The sequence below is a fragment of the Albidovulum sediminicola genome (assembly GCF_025751575.1).
Classification (GTDB): domain Bacteria; phylum Pseudomonadota; class Alphaproteobacteria; order Rhodobacterales; family Rhodobacteraceae; genus Albidovulum; species Albidovulum sediminicola.
Map to the genome: position 1 here is coordinate 38,882 of NZ_JAOWLA010000004.1, position 19,197 is coordinate 58,078.

A 19,197-nucleotide genomic window follows, 5' to 3' on the forward strand; every position below is an offset into this window, starting at 1 on the left:
GCGCCAGCCCCTTATCCGCCCGCCCGCTTGCCTTGCCCGAAAATCCTCTGCACGAGGATGAAGAAGAGCGGGATCAGCACCACGCCGAGGATCGTGGCACTAAGCGTGCCGCCCAGCACCGCCGCCCCCACCGCCGTCCGCCCGCCCGAGCCCGCACCGCTGGATAGCGCCAGCGGCAGTACGCCCAGCGTGAAGGCCATCGAGGTCATGATGATCGGCCGGAACCTCTGCCGCGCCGCTTCTCGCACGGCCTGGTAAAGCTCCTCTCCGGCGCGGTAGCGGTCGCGGGCGAATTCGACGATCAGGATCGCGTTCTTGCCGGTGAGCCCGATCACGGTCAGCAGGCCGACCTGGAAGAAGACGCCGTTGTCGAAGCCGCCGAAGCGCGCTGCCGCGAGCGTTCCGACGATGCCCACGGGCATTGCCAGCATCACCGCGAAGGGGATGGTCCAGCTTTCGTAAAGTGCCGCGAGGCAGAGGAACACCGCCGCCAGTGACAGCGCGTAAAGGAGCGGCGCCTGTCCGCTCGAGTCCCGCTCCTCCAGCGACAGGCCCGTCCAGGCGACGGCATAGCCGGGAAGCTGGGCCGCGAGCCGCTCGATCTCGGCCATCGCCTCGCCGGTAGAGACGCCGGGCGCGGGGGAACCCTGGATCTGCATCGCGGGTACACCGCCGTAGCGGGACAGGCCCTGCGGCCCGTATTGCCAGCGTTCGGTCGTGAAATTGGCGAAGGGGACGAGGTCGCCCGTACTGTTGCGTACCCGCCATTTCTGCAGGTCCGAGGGCAGGGCGCGCGACCCGGCCTCGCCCTGCACATAGACGCGCTTGATACGGCCGTTGTCGATGAAGTCGTTGACGTAGCGCCCCGCCCAGGCGATCGACAGCAGGTTTCCGACATCGGTGGGCGACACCCCCATCGCGCCCGCCGCACGCCAGTCGATATCGAGGTTGAACTGCGCCGCGTCCTCCAGCCCCGACGGCCGGGCCGAAGCGATCAGCGGGCTCTGCGCCGCCATTCCCAGCAGCGTGTTGCGTGCCTGAAGCAGGTCCTCATGGCTCTGCCCGCCCTGCGCCTGAAGGTAGAAGTCGAAGCCCGATAGGTTGCCAAGCTCGATCACCGCGGGCGGCACGATCGGGAAGACCATGGCGTCGCGGATGCCCATGAAGGCGCCGAACGCGCGGCCTGCGATCGCCTGGGCGCTTTGGGCCGGATCGGGCCGTGCCTCCCAGTCCTTGAGACGGACGAAGACCAGGCCCATGTTCTGACCCCGTCCGGCGAAGGAAAAGCCCGCGATACCGAAGGTGGATTCGACATTCTCGCCCTCGGCGGTGTTGAAATGCCGCTCGACCTCCTGCACGACCTTCAGCGTCCGCTCGGCGGTGGCGCCCGTCGGCCCCTGGATAAGGGTCATCAGGATGCCCTGATCCTCGTTCGGCAGAAAGCCCGTGGGTGTCGTCGTGAAAAGCCAGCCGATGCCGCCGCCGATGGCCAGGTAGATCACGCCCACGCGGAGCGGGCGGAGGATCACCCAGCCCACCGTCCGGGCGTAGCCGCCCAAAAGCGCCTCGAACCCGCGGTTGAAGAGGCCGAGGATCCCGCGCCGGCTGTGATGGGCGTCCTTGGCGCGCAGGATCGTCGCGCAAAGCGCCGGTGTCAGCGTCAGCGCCACCAGCACCGACAGCGCCATGGCCGAAACGATGGTGATCGCGAACTGCCGGTAGATCACGCCGGTCGAGCCGCCGAAGAAGGCCATCGGCACGAAGACCGCCGAAAGCACCAGAGCGATTCCCACCAGCGCGCCGGTGATCTGCCCCATCGACTTGCGCGTCGCCTCACGAGGGCTCAGGCCCTCGTCCTCGATGATACGTTCGACGTTCTCGACCACAACGATGGCGTCGTCCACCAACAGGCCGATGGCCAGCACCATCGCCAGCATGGTCAGCACGTTGATCGTAAAACCCGCGATGGCAAGCACCGCGAAGGTGCCAAGGATCACGACCGGGACCGCCAGCGTCGGGATCAGCGTCGCCCGCACGTTCTGCAGGAACAAGAGCATCACCAGGAACACGAGCCCGATCGCCTCGAAGAGCGTCTTCACGACCTCCTGGATCGAGATCTCGATGAAGGGGGTGGTGTCGTAGGGGATGACGTAGCTGACGCCCTCGGGGAAGAACTGCGCGTAGTCGGCGATGCGGTCCTTGACCCGCTGCGCGGTGTCGAGCGCATTGGCGCCCGAGGCAAGCTGGATCGCCATCCCGGAGGCGGGTTTGCCGTTGAAGCGGGCGATGGTCGAATAGTCCTGCGCGCCGATCTCCACCCGCGCGACATCCTTCAGAAGGACCAGGCCGCCGTTGGTCTCCGCCCGCAGGACGATGTTCTCGAAATCCTCGGGCGTGGACAGAAGCGACTGCGCCGTGATGGTCGCGTTCAGTTGCTGACCCTCGACCGTCGGCAAGGTCCCGAAAGCCCCGGCCGAGATCTGGGCGTTCTGGGCCGACACCGCGTTGACCACGTCCGAAGGCGCAAGCTGGAACGCCGCCAGCTTCGACGGGTCAAGCCAGATCCGCATGGCGTATTGCGCCCCGAAGACCTGCACCCCGCCCACCCCGTCCAGACGGCTGAAAGCATCCACGAGGTTGGAGTTGAGGTAATCCGACAGGTCCGACTGGTCGAGCCGCCCGTCGTCTGAGATCAGCGCAATCACCATCAGGAAGCTTGAGGAGGATTTCTGCACCCTCAGCCCCTGGCGCTGCACCGTCTCGGGCAGAAGCGGTGTGGCCTGGGCAAGCTTGTTCTGCACCTGGACCTGCGCGATATCGGCGTTGGTCCCGGTCTCGAACGTCAGGTTGACCGAGGCCGAGCCGTCCGAGGTCGAGGACGAGGACATGTAGCGCAGGCCGTCGATCCCGGTCATCTGCTGTTCGATGATCTGGGTGACCGTGTTGGCCACCGTATCGGCCGAGGCACCCGGATAGGCGGCGCTGATGCGGACCGAGGGCGGGGCGATCTGCGGATACTGCGCGATGGGCAGCGACAGGATCGACAAGAGCCCCACCCCCATGATCAGGATGGAGATCACCCAGGCAAAGACCGGCCTGTCGATGAAGAACCGTGCCATCCGGACCCCCGCTCAGTTCGAGGAGGGCGCGGCGCCGCCCTCGGCCCTGCGCTCCTCGGGCGCCACGGGGGCGCCTGCGGCGATCTTCTGCAGCCCCTCCACGATGATCCTGTCGCCGCTCGCCAGGCCCTCGGTCACGATCCAGTAGGGGCCCTGGTCGCGCAGCACCGTCAGCGCCCGCTGTTCGACCACGTTGTCGGCAGTGACCACCATGGCGGTCGGCTGCCCGCGCCGGTCGCGGCCCACGCCCTCCTGTGGGGCGAGGATCGCATTTTCGATCACGCCTTGCGGCATCTCGACCTGGACATACATGCCGGGCAGCAGGAAATGGTCCGGGTTCGGGAACATCAGGCGCAGCACCACGACGCCGGTCAGTTCGTTGACGCGCGGCTCGGCGGCCTCAAGCTGGCCGGTCTGCTCATAGGCCGACCCGTCGGCCAGGCGAAGCCGCACGGTCTGGTCCATGCCCTCTCCGGAGGGGTTCGCGCGGCGCCGGCGCAGAAGCTCCGCCGCCGATTGCGTCACGTCCACATAGACCGGATCGAGGGCGCGGATAACCGTTAGCGCAGAGGATTGCCCGGCGGTGACGAGTGCGCCCTGCGTCGTCTCGCTCAGCCCCACGACGCCGGACAGCGGCGCCCGGATGGTGGTGCGGTCAAGATCGATCTGCGCCGATTGCAGGTTGGCGCGCGCCACCTGCACGGCCGCCTCGGCCACGTCACGCGCGGCGATGGCGTCGTCGAGGTTCTGCTGGCTGACCACCGAACGTCCCAGAAGGGTTTCCTGCCGCTTGGCCTCGCTTTCGGCGGCGCGCAGCGTCGCCTCGGCCTGCGTCAGCCCTGCCTGCGCGGCGGCGACCTTGGCCTCGTAGCTGGCCGGGTCGATCTGGTAGAGGGGATCGTCCTTCTGCACCTCGGCCCCCTCGTCGAAGAGCCGCGCGGTGATGATGCCGTTGACCTGCGGGCGCACCTCCGCGACGCCGGAGGCCGCGACCCGCCCCGGCAGGGGGGAGATCAGCGTGACCGGCTGGGCCTCCAGCGTCACGACGGTCACCGGCGTCGGCGGGGGCGATCCGGCCTCCTGGGCCGAGGTGTTCGCCCCAAGGGCAATCAGCGCCGCAGAAAGGGCGAGGCTATGGCGCAGCATGAGGAACTCCCTGGCTATGGTTCCCTTTTATACCCGGCATCCAATCAGGTCCGCGAAGCAGGTACCAGTGACAGTGTGTGCTCTGACGCACATTCGGGCCGCGCGCGGTGCCGCCGGTCGGGTGTTGCCGACCGATTGCCCAATCCTTGGGCAGGCCGGGGTGGGAAAGGCTAGGCGATTGCCCTCGGGAACAGCAGTTCCAGATAATCCCTGAACTGCTCCGACTGGCGTGCCGTCATGCCCGGATTGCGGTAGGCCCGCTGAAGGATCAGCCCGCCCTCGATGACCGCAACGAACATCTCGGCCAGCCGCTTGGCTGTCACGGGCCGCACGGGCGGGTGGCGGTCGATGACCTCCTGGAACTTGCGGATGTACATCGCCGTCCAGCTTTGCAGCGTCTCGGCCACGAAGCCCTTCAGGTCGTTTTCGAAATGGTCGTCCTCGTAAGTGTAAAGCGCATACATGCAGCCCTTGGGCGGGTTTTCCGGATCAGACAGATAGACCTCGAAATCGGTCAGGAACTGCATGAGCTGATCCATAGGATCGTCATGCGCGGCCTCGGCCCGGGCGAGGATGGTGCGGAACATCCTGATGTCCCCGTCGGCGTACCAGCGCATCAGCTGGTTCGCCAGATCCGCCTTGGATTTGAAGTGATGGAAGAACGCGCCCTTCGATACTCCGGTCTCGGCAAGGATGTCATCGACGGAGGTGCCCGCAAAGCCCTTGCGCATGACCAGCGCCTTGGCCCCCGTCAGGATCTTCTCTTTCGCTAATGCGCCTTTTGGGGTCATGGGTCACCAGTTTGCAGTTCATATGGTCTGGGAAATATAGGCGGGATTGCCCGCGCGTACCACCCAGAAACTCTATGTTTCATTCTTGTTTCAGGCACGGAGGTTTTCTGAAACGATCGAAACCCGGCTCCGTCTATTCCAAAAACAGACCAAATGGTACGCATTAAACAGACCAAACAGTCTGTAATATGCGGAGCCCACGATGACCTTCCTGATCGACCAAGCCGCCGTCCTGCCGCTGGCCACCCTGTTCGGAACGGCCGGTCTTGCCGCACAACTCGTATGGCCGCTCTTTCGGAGCCGCGAGACGATGCTGACCGTCCAGCTTGGCGCCTCGTGCTGCTACGCGGCGAGCTACTTTCTGATGGGCCAGCAGACGGGAACCGCCGTCTGCCTGACCGGCGCGATCCAGACCACGGTTGCGCTTCTGGCGGGGGACCGCCCGTGGCTGGGGAAAATGGGCTACGTCTTTCTGCCGGTCGCGCTGGCGATCGGGATGCTGACCTTTTCGGGTCTGCCCACGATCCTCGCCGTCACGGCCTGCTGCCTGATCATGATCGGGCGCTTGCAGTCCGACACGCTCAGGATGCGCCGCATCCAGCTCTGCGCCGCGCCCCTTGGCGCTACCCACGACATCCTGATCGGCGCCTGGCCCTGCCTGGCCGGGGCGCTGGCCGCCTTCTCGATCGCCTTCACGGCCCTGCGCCGCGAGCAGCGCGAACGCCGCGCCGCCCTCGGGGCCGCCTGAACCCGATCCCGGCCGGACCGGGGACTGTCCGGAACCCCACTCAACCTCGCAAAAAGGAATGAAAAGATGGAAGACCAAGTCAAGAAGCTCGCAATCGTCGTGTCCCGCGGTCTGGATGATGAACGGGCGACCGTCGCCTTCACCATCGCCAATACCGGCGTCGCGTCCGGGCAGCAGGTAACGCTGTTCATGGTCAGCGCGGCGGTGGACGTGGTGCGCAAGGGTGCCGCCGACAACGTGCGCATGAACCCCTTCGATCCGCCGCTGAAGGAACTGATCGACAAGTTCCAAGCCGGGGGTGGCCGCATCCTTGTGTGCCCGCCCTGCGCCAAGGTCCGTGGCTACGGCGAGGGCGACTTCATCGAGGGCGTTCAGGTCGTGGGCTCGCCCGCGCTGCATGCCCTGATCCTCGACGGCGCAGCCACGCTGAGCTTCTGAACCCCACCCCAACGAAGGAGAAAGACCATGACTTCCTGCACCAACGCTGGCGTAGTCGCCAACTCCACCGCCACCGCGATCACCGCCGCCGAGGCGAAGGGCCACCACGGGCGCGCGGGCGTCGAGTTCGTCGATCCGCGCCCGGCCCAGGCCATCGCCGCGACCACCGGCAAGATCCCCGGCGCGCGGGTCATCGCGCTTGCTGATATCGAGGCGGGACGCCTGCCGCCGGCCTTCGCCGACCGCTCGATCCATGTCGTCACGTCGTGCCAGGCGGGTCCCATGGCCGCGCGCGCGGCTGCGGCCTTCGCCCGGCTCGGCTTCGCCCGGGTCAGCTGGATCGACGGCGGCACCCAAGCCTGGGTCGCGGCAGGGCTTCCGACCGTCCGCTAAAGCCGGATCTTCCCGGCCGAACGCAGCACCGCGCGGACCCGCCCGGTGCTGCGCTGCGGTTCCGTTAGGCCGCGCGGCCCGACCCCTCGTGTCGAAACCATTGAAACACGCGCCGCAATTTCGCTGAAACGTGGCGGCCCTAGACCTCCTGTCCATCGGGCGAACAGATCGCTCGTACGCAAACAGTGGAAAGACAGGAGACCCCACATGACCATCGAGACGACCCAGAAGCCTCAGAAAGTCGCCATCAACGGCGTCGACGTGCCGACCTTTGTCGCCACGCTGGGGGTTGTCGGACAGCAGCCCGACATCGCCAAGTTCACCTTCCGCGCCAACGGCGAGTGGCTTTCGGGAACCCATTCCCGCACCGCATTCCCCGGCTTCTTCGGCGCGATGGCCGAGCAGCAGCATCGCCAGCCCCACAGCATCGACGGCGATCACCCGCAGGTGCTTTGCGGCACGGACAACGGCGTCACGCCGGTCGAGATGCTGCTGGCCGGGCTCTCGGCCTGCATCACCGCCGGGATCGGCAATATCGCCTCCATCCGCCAGGTGAAGCTGACCTCGGTCGAAACCACGGTCGAGGGCGACATCAACCTCAACGGGATCCTCGGCCTCGACAAGGGCGTGCGCAACGGGTTCTCGGGCGTCCGCGCGACGTTCCGGATCAAGGGCGACGCGCCGGATGAGGTGCTGGAACAGATTGTTCAACAGTCCGTCGCGCGTTCGGCCGTGTTCGATGTGCTGACGAACGGCGTGCCGGTGACCGTGGCCGCGATCGCGAACTGACATCGGGTGGCGGGGCGCATCCCCGCCGTCCGCCCTTCAAAAACCAAACCCCGTGAAAGGAATACGACAATGCAGAAGACCCAGATGACCAAGACCTACGGCAACGGCTTCGATCACATGGCCAACAAGCAGGCGCAGCGTGACTTCATCGCCTGGTGGAATGACCGGAGCCACTTTCCCTTCGCAGCGGCCGCCGAGCCGAAGCAGGACTTCGCCATGGCCGCCTGATCCCCAACCCTGTTCCCCGTGAACGCCCGTGGTGAAAGCCGCGGGCGTTTTCGTCTGGGCCAGAGCCTCAGGGCGCCCGGGCGGGGCGATACAAATGAAACGCGCCGCCCGCAGGGACGAAGTCGTCCTGAAACACCGCGCCGCCAAGTTGCGACCAAGCAACCGAGAGCGGAGTGAAAACATGTCGAGATCTGTGGACCTTATCATCATCGGCGCCGGGCCGGCGGGTCTTGCCCTGAGCTGGTCCATGCGCCAGCGTGGCGTCGATCACCTCGTGCTTGAACGGGGCAGGGTTGGTGAGCGCTGGCACAGCGAGCGCTGGCCCGGGCTTCGGCTGCTGACACCCAACTGGATGAATGCGCTGCCCGGTATGGCCACGGTCGGACCGGTGGGCGGCTTCATGTCCGCCAGCGATTTCGCCGGCCGTCTGACCCGTTACGGCACGCGCATCGCCGCGCCTGTGGTGAGCGGCTGCGCAGTGCAGTCGGTCACGCAGGATGGGGACGGATTTCGCGTGCTGTCCACCGCCGGGGAATGGCGGTGCCGCGCGTTGGTGATCGCGACCGGCGCCTGCGACCAGGCGGCGATCCCGGACTGGGCCTCGGCGCTGCCCCGCCAGGTTTGGCAGGTGGCGCCCAGCCACTATCGCGGACCCGACAGCCTGCCCCAAGGCAACGTGCTGGTGGTCGGCGCTTCCGCGACGGGGGCGCAACTGGCCTCCGAGATCCAGGCCAGCGGCAGGAAGGTGACGCTGTCGGTTGGCCGGCATGTGCGGGCACCCCGCCGCTACCGTGGGCGCGATGTCTTCGACTGGCTTGACGGCAGCGGGTTCCTGAGGGAGGCGCGGTCACGCGCGACCTCTCGTCCGGTGGCGCTTCCCTCGCTCCAGCTTGTGGGCCGCCCGGACAATCGCGACATCGACCTTGCCATGCTGGCCGCGCAGGGCGTCAGGATCGCCGGTCGTGCCTTGGGCGTTTCGCAGGGGCGGGTCCGCTTTGCCCCGACGCTTGCCACGGAATGCGCGGCCTCCGAGGTGCGGCGGCGGAAGCTTCTGACGGTGATCGACCGTCACATCGCCGGCGCGGGGATCGAAGCCCCCAAAGATCCGCAGGCATGGGAGGCCCGCGTGCCCCCGGTCGCCCAATTCGCCGGTGCGGACTTGCCCACGCAAGAGATCGCTACCGTGGTCTGGGCCACCGGTTTTCGGCGCAGCTATCCCTGGTTGCGGGTGCCGGTCCTCGATGCCGCTGGCGAGATCGTCAGCGACGGCGGCGTGACGCCCGTGGATGGGCTTTTCACGCTGGGCCTGCCGTTCATGCGCCACCGCAGTTCGGCCTTCATCCACGGCTTCGGTCGTGACGCCGAGGCGATCGCCTCCGCCATTTCCCATCACCTCGACAAATGCGCCGCGCGCGCCGCCTGAAAGGACTGACCATGACCGAAAGACTGCAAACGAACCGTTACGATGCCATCGTCGTTGGCGCCCGCTGTGCCGGTGCCGCGACCGCGCTTTTGCTTGCTCGGCAGGGGGCGAGGGTGCTTGTCGTCGATCACGACAGCCCCGGCACCGACACGATGTCGACCCATGCGCTGATGCGCGGCGCGGTGATCCAGCTTCACAGATGGGGCCTGCTCGACCCGATCGCCCGGGCCGGGACACCCGCGATCCGCCGCACCAGCTTCATTTACGAGGATCAGGCGGTGGACGTGGACATCAAGCCCGAGCATGGCATCGACGCGCTTTACGCGCCGCGCCGTAGCCTGCTGGACGCGACACTGGCCGAGGCCGCCGCCGCCGCGGGGGCAGAGCTTCGCTACCGTACCGGCTGCGTGGGCCTGCTGCGGGCGGAGGACGGCCGCGTTCTTGGCGTAACGCTGCGGACCCCGTCAGGCGCGACCGAGGATGTGCACGCGGACATCGTCATCGGCGCGGACGGCCGCCGCTCGACCGTGGCGCGTCATGTCGGTGCGCAGATCACGCGGCGGGCGCAAAACAGCATCGGCTGCGTCTACGCCTATATGGGCGGCCTGCCCGAGCGCGGCTACCGCTGGCACTTCGCGCCGGGGGCGGCGGGCGGGATCATCCCGACAAACGAGGGCCTTTCCTGCGTCTTCGCCGCCGTCACACCGGCGGTCTTGGCCGAGGCGCGCGCGAGCGGCGATGCTGGCCATGCCGCGCTGATCGCGCGCCACCTGCCGGTTCTGTCCGAGGAACTGGCGAATGCCGTCCCGGCAGAGCGTCCCGTCACCTTCCCGGGCAGCTACGGCTATTTCCGGCAGTCGGCGGGGCCGGGTTGGGCCTTGGTCGGGGACGCAGGCTACTTTCGCGACCCCCTGACCGCGCATGGGATCACCGATGCGCTGCGCGATGCCGAGGTGCTGGCCAACGCCGTGATCCAGGGAACCGTCGTCGGCTACCCGACGCTGCGCGAGGCGCTGTCGTCGGAGTTCTTCGATATCACCGACCGGATTGCCGCGCTTACCTGGTCGATGGAGGAGATCCAGCAACTGCACCGCAGGCTGAACAAGGCGATGAAGGCCAATCAGGACTGGATCGCCGCGCAGGACGGATCGCTGCGCCAAGCCGCCTGAGGCGGCATGGAACGCAAGGCAAGGCTCGCCCGCAGGGGCGAGCCTTTTCGCTGTCCCGCGCGGACGCCGGCAGACAGACCCGGTGCCCGGCAAAAGAAAAGACCCGCCGTGAAAGGCGGGTCAGTCAGGGAGGAAGAAGGGGAAAGCGGCTCAGATGCGGTGGGCCAGGCGCGATGCGTGATCGAGGTGAAGGCCGACGTCGCGGGCCAGCCAGGGCTCGAGATGCCGCATCGAGCGGTAAAGGGCGCGGGCCTCGCGGCGGTTGACCAGGGCGGTGTGCAGTTCGTTCAGGGCTTTCATCGTGTCTCTCCGGGGTTCGTTTTCGATGGAGCCACTATCGCCCCGCCGCGTTTCAGCCTGATATCCGCGGCCTTGCGATCATGCTTCAATTGCAGCGCCAGTCGGTGCGGCTCTGAAACATTTGAAACGTGGCACCCCCTTTCCCGACACAGAGCTGAAACATGGCGAAGAAATGCTGGGGGGCGGGAACGAATTGAAAAACTTGCCAAAAGGGCCGGGTTTGACCATGCTCGACGTTATAACGAAAACGGATGTCGGCGACCAAAAGGCCCTCGCGGGCCAGGAGGGTGTTCCCATGACAAAGTCGCTTTTCGAGAAATACGGTGGGTTCTCGGTCGTCAGCAAGATCGTGCTCGACCTGTACGACCGGCTTCTGGACGACGACGAGGTCGGGCCGTTCTTCGACGAGGTGGAAATGGCCCGCATCGTCGATCACCAGACCAAGTTCGTGTCGTCGCTGATGGGCGGGCCCGCGTCCTACACGGATGACCAGATATCGCGGATGCATGCGCGGCTGACGATCACGAACGCGCATTTCGATACGCTCCAGGGCATCCTGCTTCAAACGCTTCTGGATCATGGCGTCAGTGAGGAGGACGCCGCCGCGATCGCCGCCGCGTTCGAGGCCCGTCGCACTCTGGTGGTGGAGTAGGCTCTTGTCGATAGCCGCGATCAACGAACAGCTCTTGCGCGCCATCGGGGTCGGTGTCGCGCTTCTTGACCTCGAAACGCTGCGTCTGCGATTCTACAACGACACATTCCGCGAATGGTTCGGAGAGATCGAGGTTGGCCAGCACATGACCGACCTCTTTTCCGGCCTTGACGCCGAGGCGCTGAAGGCCGGGCTGTCGGGAGAGGGGCGCTATGCCACCGAAACCAGCTTTCGCCTGCGCCGCCGCACCATGACCGTCGCACTGTCGTTCAACCGCGCGCTGGAGAATGATGAGGCGATCGCCGTCCTCGTCTGCCAGAACATCTCCCGCATCAAGGAGTTGGAGTCGATGATCGACTCCTACTCCATGATGGTCGAGCGCAACACGCGCGAGATCAAGCGCGAGAAGGAGCAGGTCGAGAAGCTGCTGCTCAACATGATGCCGCGCTCGGTCTACGAGGAATACAAGACCTTCGGCATCGTGACGCCGCGGCTATACGATCCGGTCGCGGTGCTTTGCCTCGACTTCATCGGCTTTGCGGGCATGGTCACGGCGCATGATCCGGGCGTGATCGTCAGCGAATTGAACGACATCTACACGGCCTTTGACCGGATCGGCGAACAGTTCGGCTGCGCGCGTATCCGCGCGGTCGGCGATTTCTACATCGCGATGGCGGGGATGCCTGACCCGACCGATGATTACGCACAATCCGCCGCCAGTGCCGCCGTCCGTTTCATCCGCTACCTGAAGCAACGCAACGAAACCCACCCGATCCAGTGGACCGCCCGTGTCGGCATCGCGGCGGGGCCGGTGGTGGGATCGGTCGTGGGGGTGCAGAAATACATCTACGATGTCTTCGGCGGCGCCGTCATCCACGCCAGCCGCCTGCGCTACTTCGCCAATCCCATGTGCATCGTCGCGAACCGCGCCCTGACCGATCAGCTTGACGACAGGTTCGTCGCCCATGCCGAGGGCAAGATCGAGCTTGCGGACGAACAGCCCGAGGAGGTCTTCAAGATCGAGGCGGAGGTGCAGGCCTCTGGCGGGGGCTGACGATGGCCGTGCGGTTCGATCCCTCCGTGCCCGACGCGCCGCTGGCCGACACTGCGGACGGACGGGGCTCGGACATCCTGGACGAGGTGATCGACGCGCTCTCCGAAGGGCTCGCGGTCTTCAACGAAGACGCCATGCTGATCCGGCTCAACGCGGGATTCCGCGCCATGAACCCGCAGATCGCGGAGCTTTTGCAGCCCGGCCTCAGCTGGGACATCCTCCTGCGGGAATGGGTCGGGCGTGGCGGCATGCCGCCGTCGGCCCGGGAAAGGCTTGCCTGGATGGAAGCGCGGCTGGCCAGTGGCGAACCCGGGACAATGCCCATCGAGTTCGAGACGAGCGGTCACGTCTTTGAGGTCCTGATGCGCGCGACCGCGACCGGCGGTTTCGTCCTGGTCCAGAACGACATCACCGACCGGCGCAGCTTCGAGGAGACCGAGCGCGAGGCGGACATGCTGCTGCGCCAGGTGCTGGAAGCCTGCCCGGCGAACATCGTGATGACGCGCGTCGGCGACGGGGAGGTCATCTACCGCACCCCCGCCGCAACCGAGCTTCTGGGCACCGGCAAGCGCCCCAACGGCATCTTTTCCTCCCGCGAGGAGCGGGCGGACTTCATCACCGCGCTGCTGCCCGATGGCCGTGTCGATGATATGACCGTCACCGGCGTCAAGGCCGACGGAACGCGCTTTCCCTGCATGATCTCGGCCCGGCTGATCGACTACCGGGGCGAGGACGTGATGGTCTCCACCACCGTCGACATCAGCAAGGAGGTCGAACTGCGCCGCCGTCTGGCCGAGCAGCGCGAACAGATCTTCCAGGCCGAGAAGATGTCCGCTTTGGGCGAGCTTCTGGCGGGCGTGGCGCATGAGTTGAACAACCCGCTCTCCGTCGTCGTCGGGCACGCCCTGATGCTGCGGGACGAGAGCATTGCGCCCGAAACGCTCCGCCGTGTCGAGAAGATCAGCGAGGCCGCCGAGCGCTGCGCCAAGATCGTCAAATCCTTCCTGGCGATGGCTCGGCAGCAGCCCGCGCGGCTGGTGCCGATCGACGTGAACGACACGCTCGAAATCGCCATCGATGCGCTTCAGAACGGGGCCGACGGGGTTACGACACCGATCGAGACCGATTTCGCGGCAGACCTGCCGCCGATCCGGGGGGATGCGCACCAGATCGCACAGATCCTCATCAACCTCGTGACCAATGCCGATCAGGCGATCGTCGAAAGCGGCAAGGGCGACCAGATCCGCATCACCGCGCGTCACGACGGCGGTGCCGACATGCTGGAGATCACGGTCGCCGACAACGGCCCCGGCATCCCGAACGCGATCCAGGGCCGCGTGTTCGACCCGCTTTTTACGACGAAGCCCGTGGGGTCGGGCACGGGCATCGGGTTGGCGCTTTGCCACCGGATCGTCACCGCGCATTCGGGGCAGATCCGGGTCATGCCCGACAAGGGCACCGGGGCGGTGATCGTCGTTCGCCTGCCCACCACGACTGACGCGGATGCGGGAACGGTCACCGGCCCCGCCAGCATCGTCGGCCAGTCCAAGGGGCGCGTTCTGGTCGTGGATGACGAAGACGATGTCTCTGATCTGATCCGGGAGATCCTTGTCCGAGACGGGTTCGAGGTTGCGGTCGCGGGCACGGCCGAGGCCGCGCTTGCCATGACCGACTCGCAGGACTTCGCCCTGATCCTGACCGATCTGAACATGCCCGGGATGGGCGGGCGAGGGTTCTACGAAACCCTGCTGCGCAACCGTCCTTCGCTGGCCCGGCGTGTGGGTTTTGTCACCGGCGACACGATGAGCCCGCAGGCCCGCGGGTTTCTGGATGGGGCAGGGCGGCCCTGCCTTGAAAAGCCGATCGCCCCGTCGGAGCTGCGCAAGCTCGCGCAGTCCATGCTGGGCAATCACGGGGATAGGGCATGAGCGATCACATCCTCATCTGCGATGACGAACGCGAACTGCGCGAGATGCTGGCGGAATACCTGGGCAAGCGGGGCTTTCGCACCAGCCTGGCCGCCCAGGCCGAAGAACTGCGCGCGGCGCTTGCGCGGGAAAAGCCCGACCTGATCCTTCTGGATATCAACATGCCGGGCGAGGACGGGCTGTCGGTGCTGCGCAGCCTTCAGGGGCCGGATGCGCCCCATGTCATCATGCTGACCGCGGCGGGCGAGGTGGTCGACCGGGTCGTCGGGCTTGAGATGGGGGCGGACGACTATCTGGCCAAGCCCGTCGACCTGCGGGAGCTTGCCTCGCGCATCAAGGCGGTGCTGCGCCGCCGCGTCACCGCCGCCGCCGCCGAACCCGCGAGCGAGCGCACGCGCTTCCGCTTCGGCAAGACCTGGCTTGACCTCGAGGCGGCGAAGCTACTGGATGATGAGGGGAACGAGGTGCCGCTGACCTCGATGGAGTTCAATCTTCTCAAGCTCTTCGCCCGCAACCGTGGACGTGTCCTCAATCGCGACCAGATCCTGGAGGGCGCGCATGACCGCGCCTGGGATCCCTTCGACCGCTCGATCGATATCCGTATCTCGCGCCTGCGCAAGAAGATCGAGCTCAACCCGCAGAAGCCCGAGATCATCCGCACCGTGCGCGGCGTGGGCTATATCTACGACCCTTCCTGAAACAACTGAAACCCTGAGCGGCCCCGCGCGACACCACGCTGAAACGGGCCGCAGGCAAGGTGATGGCATCAACCGCAAGGAAGGATGCCACCATGAGCCTGACACCTGAGATGATCGCGACGGTCCGGAACAGCTGGACGGCGCTGTCGATGGACCCCGACACCCTGACGCGGACCTTCTACGCGGAGCTTTTCCGCATCGCACCGGAAGTGCGGCCGATGTTCGCGGGGACAGACCTGCAATCCCAGCGCCGCAAGCTTGCCGCCGCGATCGCGATGGTCGTGCACCGGGCGGACAACCTTGCGGCCATCGTGCCCGCGCTTGAGGACCTTGGCCGCCGGCATGTCGGCTACGGCGTTTCCGACGCGCAATATGACGCGGTCGGCCGCGCCCTGATCCATGCCATCGCCGCCTTCCACGGCCCCTCGTTTACTCCCGCCATCCAGGAAGCCTGGGTCGCGGCCTACACGGCTGTCGCCTCGGCGATGCAGGCAGGCGCCGCGACCGCGTTCCGGAAATCCGCCTGACCCTCACCCCAGAAAGGAGAAATCCAATGACCCGCAAAATGCCCATCCCGCCCCGCATGACCCTGCCCGAGCCCGAGTTCGTCGGCCCCTTCAGTCGCTGGCCACGCAAGGAAACCCGGCGTCCGTCCGTCCGCGCCATGGCCACCACCGCCAGCGCCGTCGTCGCTGCGGCAGTCTTCGCCCACTGCATCGTCCCGATGATCTGAGGAGCCCTCCAGATGAACGCTCTCCACCCCTCCATCCTCGGTACCGTCGGCAACACGCCGATCGTGCGCATCAACAAGCTCGCGCCCGAAGGGGTGGAGCTTTACGTCAAGCTCGAAGCCTTCAACCCGATGGGTTCGGTCAAGGACCGCCTGGCCCTCGGCATCATCGAGGCCGCCGAACGCGACGGGTCACTGAAGCCCGGCCAGACGGTGATCGAGGCGACCTCGGGCAACACCGGCATCGGGCTTGCCATGGTCTGTGCGGCCAAGGGCTATCCGCTGGTCGTGACCATGGCCGAAAGCTTTTCGGTCGAGCGGCGCAAGCTGATGCGGTTCCTGGGCGCGCGGGTCATCCTGACGCCGGCCTCGGAAAAGGGCTCCGGCATGGTCGCCAAGGCGAAGGAACTTGCCGAGAAGCACGGCTGGTTCCTGGCCCGCCAGTTCGAGAATGAGGCCGGACCCGACATCCACTCCCGCACCACCGCGCGTGAGATCCTGGACGATTTCGCCGAAACGCCGCTTGATTTCTGGGTTTCGGGCTTTGGCACCGGGGGCACGATGAAAGGCGTCGCCCGCGTGATCAAGGCCGAAAGCCCTGCGACGCAGGTGATCGCCGCAGAACCCGACAACTCCCCGCTTCTGGGGTCCGGGATCGCGCAGACCTACGCGGACGACGGCACGCCCACCGCAAGCCACCCCGCCTTCCGGCCGCATCTGATGCAGGGCTGGACGCCGGATTTCATTCCCCGGCTGACCGCCGATGTCATCGCGGCGGGCCATATCGACAAGGTCCAGCCCGTCCCCGGCGACGCGGCGCTGAAATGCGCCCGCGACCTCGCGCTGTACGAGGGGATCCTGTGCGGCATCTCCGGTGGGGCGACCTTTGCCGCCGCGCTGGAGGTCGCGCGCCGGGCGCCGAAGGGATCGCGCATCCTGGCCATGCTGCCCGACACGGGTGAGCGTTACCTGTCCACCCCGCTCTTCGCCGATATCGAGGAAACGATGAGCGACGAGGAAAACGCCATCGCCGCCTCCACCCCCCGGTTCCGCTTCGATGCGGCTGCGGCCCCGGCTGCCGCCGCACCGGTTCCGGCGCCGACCGAAGCGGCCGTCGAACATGTCGACGCGATCCTTGCGGACCAGGACCAGCCGGTCGTCCTTTTCGCGCTGGAGTGGTGCGAGTTCAGCTGGTCGGTGCGTAAGCTCTTTGCCGCCGCCGGCATCCCCTATCGCTCGGTCGATCTCGACGGGCCTGAGTACCGAGAGGACGACTGGGGTGGTGCGGTGCGCAAGGCCCTTGCCCGCAAGACCGGCGCAGTGACGATCCCGCAGATCTTCGTCGGCGGCCAGCATATCGGCGGCGCCACTGAGACCTTCGACGCCTTCAACGACGGCACGCTGCACAAGATGGTGCGGCAGGCCGGGATCGACCTCAAGGATGCCAGCGTCGGGAATGCCTATGGCTTCTTGCCCGCCTGGCTTCATCCCCGCAAGCCCGCCGCCGCCTGACCCGCGGCCCGGCAAAAGGAGCAGCCCGATGACCCCGAATACCAACACCCCGAGCCGCTATCGCTGGGTCATCGTGGCTGTCGCCGCCGCGATCCTCGCCATCGCGATGGGCCAACTCGTGAACGGCCTTTCCGCCTTCTTTGCCCCCCTGGAGCAGGAGTTCGGCTGGGGAAGAGGAGAGATCGCGTTCATCAACACCGCCGGGCTCATCGGCATCTCGCTCGGCGGGGTCGTCATGGGGTTCGTTGCCGATCGGTTGAACATCCGCCTGGTTGTCTTGCTGGGCGCCAGCGTGACGGCGCTGTGCATGATCGCGGCGTCTCAGGCGACGACGCTCTGGCAGCTCTATGCCATCTTCTTCGCGGCGGGCGCCCTTGGCGGCGGCGCGCTTTTCGCACCGCTTTTCGCGCTGGTTGGCGGCTGGTTCCGGACCGGTGCCGGGCTGGCCATCGGCATCGTCGCCGCGGGGCAGGCGATCGGGCAGGGGGGCATCCCCTTTGCCAACGCGGTCCTCATCGACGCGCTCGGCTGGCGCGCGGCGCTTCTGGCCTTGGGGGTCTTCTCGCTCGTGGCGCTGGTGCCGCTGGCCCTCCTGGTCCGTAAACCCGAACCGGCGGCGACCTTTGCCGGGCGGCCCTCGACCGAGCCTGCGCCCAATGTGCCCCTGCCGCGCGTGGTCGTGGTGATGAGTGCCGCTGTCCTCTGCTGCTGCAGCCTCATGTCGGTGCCGCTGATGCATCTTGTCCCGCTGATCCAGGGCTGCGGCGTACCGGCACCCGAGGCGGGCAGCGTCGTCTTCGCGATGATGATCACCGCGATCTTCGGGCGTGTGGCCTTCGGTCGCCTCGCCGACATGATCGGCGCGGTGCCCGCCTACCTTGCCGCCTCCGCCTGGCAGACGGCGCTGGTCTTCTTCTTCACGCAGATCGACGACCTGAGCCTGTTCTACCTGTTCGCGCCGATCTACGGTTTCGGCTACGCGGGCGTCATGACCGGGGTCCTGACCACGATCCGTGTGCTGACGCCCGCCGACCGCCGGGCAAGCGCCACCGGCATCATCCTGGCCTTCGCCTGGGCCGGGCACGGGCTGGGCGGCTATCTTGGCGGGCTGTTCTTCGATCTGACCGGCACTTACGAGCTGACCTTCGCGGTCGCGGTCGTGGCGGGGATCGTCAATCTGGCGCTCGTGGCGTCGCTTTTCCTGATGGACACCAAGGGGCGCCGGCGGGGCCCGGCCCTCCTTGTCCCGGCGCAGGGCTGAACGCCGCGCCGGGCGCCCCTTTGGGCTCAGGACCAGTCGGGCTTGCGCTTTTCGAGGAAGGCGCTGATCCCTTCCTCGGTGTCGCGCCAGAGCATGTTTTCCACCATCACGGCGGCGGCGTGGTCATACGCCTCGGCGCGCGTCATCTCGATCTGGTCGTAAAAGGCGCGCTTGCCGATCTTGACCGCCGCTGTCAGCTTGCCAGCCACGGTTTCAGCCAGCGCGCGCGTTTCCGCCGCCAGCGCGTCATGGGAGACGACGTGGTTCACCAGCCCCACCTCGGCCGCGCGGGCGGCGTCGATGAACTGGCCGGTGGTCAGCATCTCGAACGCGACCTTGCGCGGCACGTTGCGGGTCAGCGCAACCATCGGGGTCGAGCAGAAGAGGCCGATATTGACCCCGTTGACGCCAAAGCGCGTGCCCTCCGCCGCCACCGCCATGTCGCAGGAGGCGACAAGCTGGCACCCCGCAGCGGTGGCGATGCCGTGGACCTCGGCGATGACGGGCTGGGGCAGCGCGGGGATCATCTGCATGACCTCCGCGCAGCGCGCGAAGAGGTCGGCGAAATAGGCGCGGCCCTTGTCGGCGGCCTGCCGGCCGGCCTGCATCTCCTTCAGGTCGTGGCCCGCGCAAAAGGCCTTGCCTGCGCCTTTCAGGATCACGACGCGCACGCTCCGGTCCTCCGCCAGCGCGGCGAAGGTGCCCTTCAGCGCCGCCAGCATGGCGTCCGAAAGTGCATTCAGGCTGCCGGGTGTGTTCAGCGTCAGCGTGGCGATCCCGTCCCGGTCGTCGCGCAGAAGGATGGTGTCGGTCATCTT

20 protein-coding genes and 1 pseudogene are annotated in these 19,197 nt (G+C 66.8%); 16 read left to right on the plus strand and 5 right to left on the minus strand.

Annotated elements, in window-relative coordinates:
• Nucleotides 1-11: 11 nt before the first annotated feature.
• The 3 genes from OE647_RS05475 to OE647_RS05485 form a co-directional block, all read right to left on the minus strand.
• Nucleotides 12-3,119, minus strand: coding sequence for an efflux RND transporter permease subunit (locus OE647_RS05475; RefSeq protein WP_263720682.1), 3,108 nt, complete (start codon nucleotides 3,117-3,119; stop codon nucleotides 12-14).
• A 12-nt stretch (nucleotides 3,120-3,131) separates the two neighbouring features.
• Entirely contained in the window at nucleotides 3,132-4,265 is a 1,134-nt protein-coding gene (locus OE647_RS05480; RefSeq protein WP_263720683.1) for an efflux RND transporter periplasmic adaptor subunit, read from the minus strand.
• A gap of 170 nt (nucleotides 4,266-4,435) precedes the next feature.
• The gene (locus OE647_RS05485; RefSeq protein ID WP_263720684.1) at nucleotides 4,436-5,056 is read right to left on the minus strand and encodes a TetR/AcrR family transcriptional regulator; all 621 of its coding nucleotides are present in this window, start codon (nucleotides 5,054-5,056) and stop codon (nucleotides 4,436-4,438) included.
• A gap of 202 nt (nucleotides 5,057-5,258) precedes the next feature.
• Here OE647_RS05485 and OE647_RS05490 point away from each other — a divergent pair, with 202 nt between their 5' ends.
• The 7 genes from OE647_RS05490 (at nucleotide 5,259) to OE647_RS05520 (ending at nucleotide 10,244) form a co-directional block, all read left to right on the plus strand.
• Entirely contained in the window at nucleotides 5,259-5,804 is a 546-nt protein-coding gene (locus OE647_RS05490; RefSeq protein WP_263720685.1) for a YgjV family protein, read from the plus strand.
• Between the two features lie 66 nt (nucleotides 5,805-5,870).
• Nucleotides 5,871-6,242 (plus strand): DsrE family protein, encoded by a 372-nt coding sequence (locus tag OE647_RS05495; RefSeq protein WP_263720686.1) that lies wholly within the window; start codon nucleotides 5,871-5,873, stop codon nucleotides 6,240-6,242.
• Between the two features lie 27 nt (nucleotides 6,243-6,269).
• Nucleotides 6,270-6,635, plus strand: a complete 366-nt coding sequence (locus OE647_RS05500; RefSeq protein ID WP_263720687.1) for a rhodanese-like domain-containing protein — start codon at nucleotides 6,270-6,272, stop codon at nucleotides 6,633-6,635.
• Between the two features lie 207 nt (nucleotides 6,636-6,842).
• Entirely contained in the window at nucleotides 6,843-7,424 is a 582-nt protein-coding gene (locus OE647_RS05505; RefSeq protein ID WP_263720689.1) for an OsmC family protein, read from the plus strand.
• Nucleotides 7,425-7,493: 69 nt separating this feature from the next.
• Complete coding sequence (locus tag OE647_RS05510; protein ID WP_263720690.1) at nucleotides 7,494-7,652, plus strand: hypothetical protein; 159 nt, start codon at nucleotides 7,494-7,496, stop codon at nucleotides 7,650-7,652.
• A 181-nt stretch (nucleotides 7,653-7,833) separates the two neighbouring features.
• Nucleotides 7,834-9,075 carry a flavin-containing monooxygenase gene (locus OE647_RS05515; RefSeq protein WP_263720691.1) on the plus strand — a complete coding sequence of 414 codons (1,242 nt, stop codon included), beginning with the start codon at nucleotides 7,834-7,836 and terminating at the stop codon, nucleotides 9,073-9,075.
• Between the two features lie 11 nt (nucleotides 9,076-9,086).
• The gene (locus OE647_RS05520) at nucleotides 9,087-10,244 is read left to right on the plus strand and encodes an NAD(P)/FAD-dependent oxidoreductase (RefSeq protein ID WP_263720692.1); all 1,158 of its coding nucleotides are present in this window, start codon (nucleotides 9,087-9,089) and stop codon (nucleotides 10,242-10,244) included.
• A gap of 150 nt (nucleotides 10,245-10,394) precedes the next feature.
• Here the strand turns inward: OE647_RS05520 and OE647_RS05525 are convergent, their stop codons facing one another.
• Nucleotides 10,395-10,544 (minus strand): hypothetical protein, encoded by a 150-nt coding sequence (locus OE647_RS05525; protein ID WP_263720693.1) that lies wholly within the window; start codon nucleotides 10,542-10,544, stop codon nucleotides 10,395-10,397.
• Between the two features lie 295 nt (nucleotides 10,545-10,839).
• Between OE647_RS05525 and OE647_RS05530 the strand changes: the two genes are divergently transcribed.
• The 9 genes and pseudogenes from OE647_RS05530 (at nucleotide 10,840) to OE647_RS05570 (ending at nucleotide 18,379) form a co-directional block, all read left to right on the plus strand.
• Nucleotides 10,840-11,196 carry a group I truncated hemoglobin gene (locus OE647_RS05530; protein WP_263720694.1) on the plus strand — a complete coding sequence of 119 codons (357 nt, stop codon included), beginning with the start codon at nucleotides 10,840-10,842 and terminating at the stop codon, nucleotides 11,194-11,196.
• A 4-nt stretch (nucleotides 11,197-11,200) separates the two neighbouring features.
• Complete coding sequence (locus tag OE647_RS05535; RefSeq protein ID WP_263720695.1) at nucleotides 11,201-12,250, plus strand: adenylate/guanylate cyclase domain-containing protein; 1,050 nt, start codon at nucleotides 11,201-11,203, stop codon at nucleotides 12,248-12,250.
• A gap of 2 nt (nucleotides 12,251-12,252) precedes the next feature.
• Nucleotides 12,253-14,178, plus strand: a complete 1,926-nt coding sequence (locus OE647_RS05540; protein ID WP_263720696.1) for a hybrid sensor histidine kinase/response regulator — start codon at nucleotides 12,253-12,255, stop codon at nucleotides 14,176-14,178.
• Nucleotides 14,175-14,876, plus strand: coding sequence for a response regulator (locus tag OE647_RS05545; protein ID WP_263720697.1), 702 nt, complete (start codon nucleotides 14,175-14,177; stop codon nucleotides 14,874-14,876). The genes OE647_RS05540 and OE647_RS05545 overlap by 4 nt, the downstream gene beginning before the upstream one ends.
• Nucleotides 14,877-14,968: 92 nt before the next feature.
• Entirely contained in the window at nucleotides 14,969-15,403 is a 435-nt protein-coding gene (locus OE647_RS05550; protein WP_263720698.1) for a globin domain-containing protein, read from the plus strand.
• A 26-nt stretch (nucleotides 15,404-15,429) separates the two neighbouring features.
• On the plus strand, nucleotides 15,430-15,609 hold the full coding sequence (locus OE647_RS05555) for a hypothetical protein (RefSeq protein ID WP_263720699.1): 180 nt from the start codon (nucleotides 15,430-15,432) through the stop codon (nucleotides 15,607-15,609).
• Between the two features lie 12 nt (nucleotides 15,610-15,621).
• Nucleotides 15,622-16,659: pseudogene (cysK, locus tag OE647_RS05560) on the plus strand (cysteine synthase A); the annotation flags it as partial.
• A 78-nt stretch (nucleotides 16,660-16,737) separates the two neighbouring features.
• Complete coding sequence (locus tag OE647_RS05565; protein ID WP_263720898.1) at nucleotides 16,738-17,118, plus strand: glutaredoxin domain-containing protein; 381 nt, start codon at nucleotides 16,738-16,740, stop codon at nucleotides 17,116-17,118.
• 28 nt (nucleotides 17,119-17,146) lie between these two features.
• Nucleotides 17,147-18,379, plus strand: a complete 1,233-nt coding sequence (locus OE647_RS05570; RefSeq protein ID WP_263720700.1) for an MFS transporter — start codon at nucleotides 17,147-17,149, stop codon at nucleotides 18,377-18,379.
• A gap of 26 nt (nucleotides 18,380-18,405) precedes the next feature.
• Here OE647_RS05570 and OE647_RS05575 read toward each other — a convergent pair whose 3' ends face one another.
• Nucleotides 18,406-19,194, minus strand: a complete 789-nt coding sequence (locus tag OE647_RS05575) for an enoyl-CoA hydratase (protein WP_263720701.1) — start codon at nucleotides 19,192-19,194, stop codon at nucleotides 18,406-18,408.
• Between the last annotated feature and the right edge of the window lie 3 nt (nucleotides 19,195-19,197).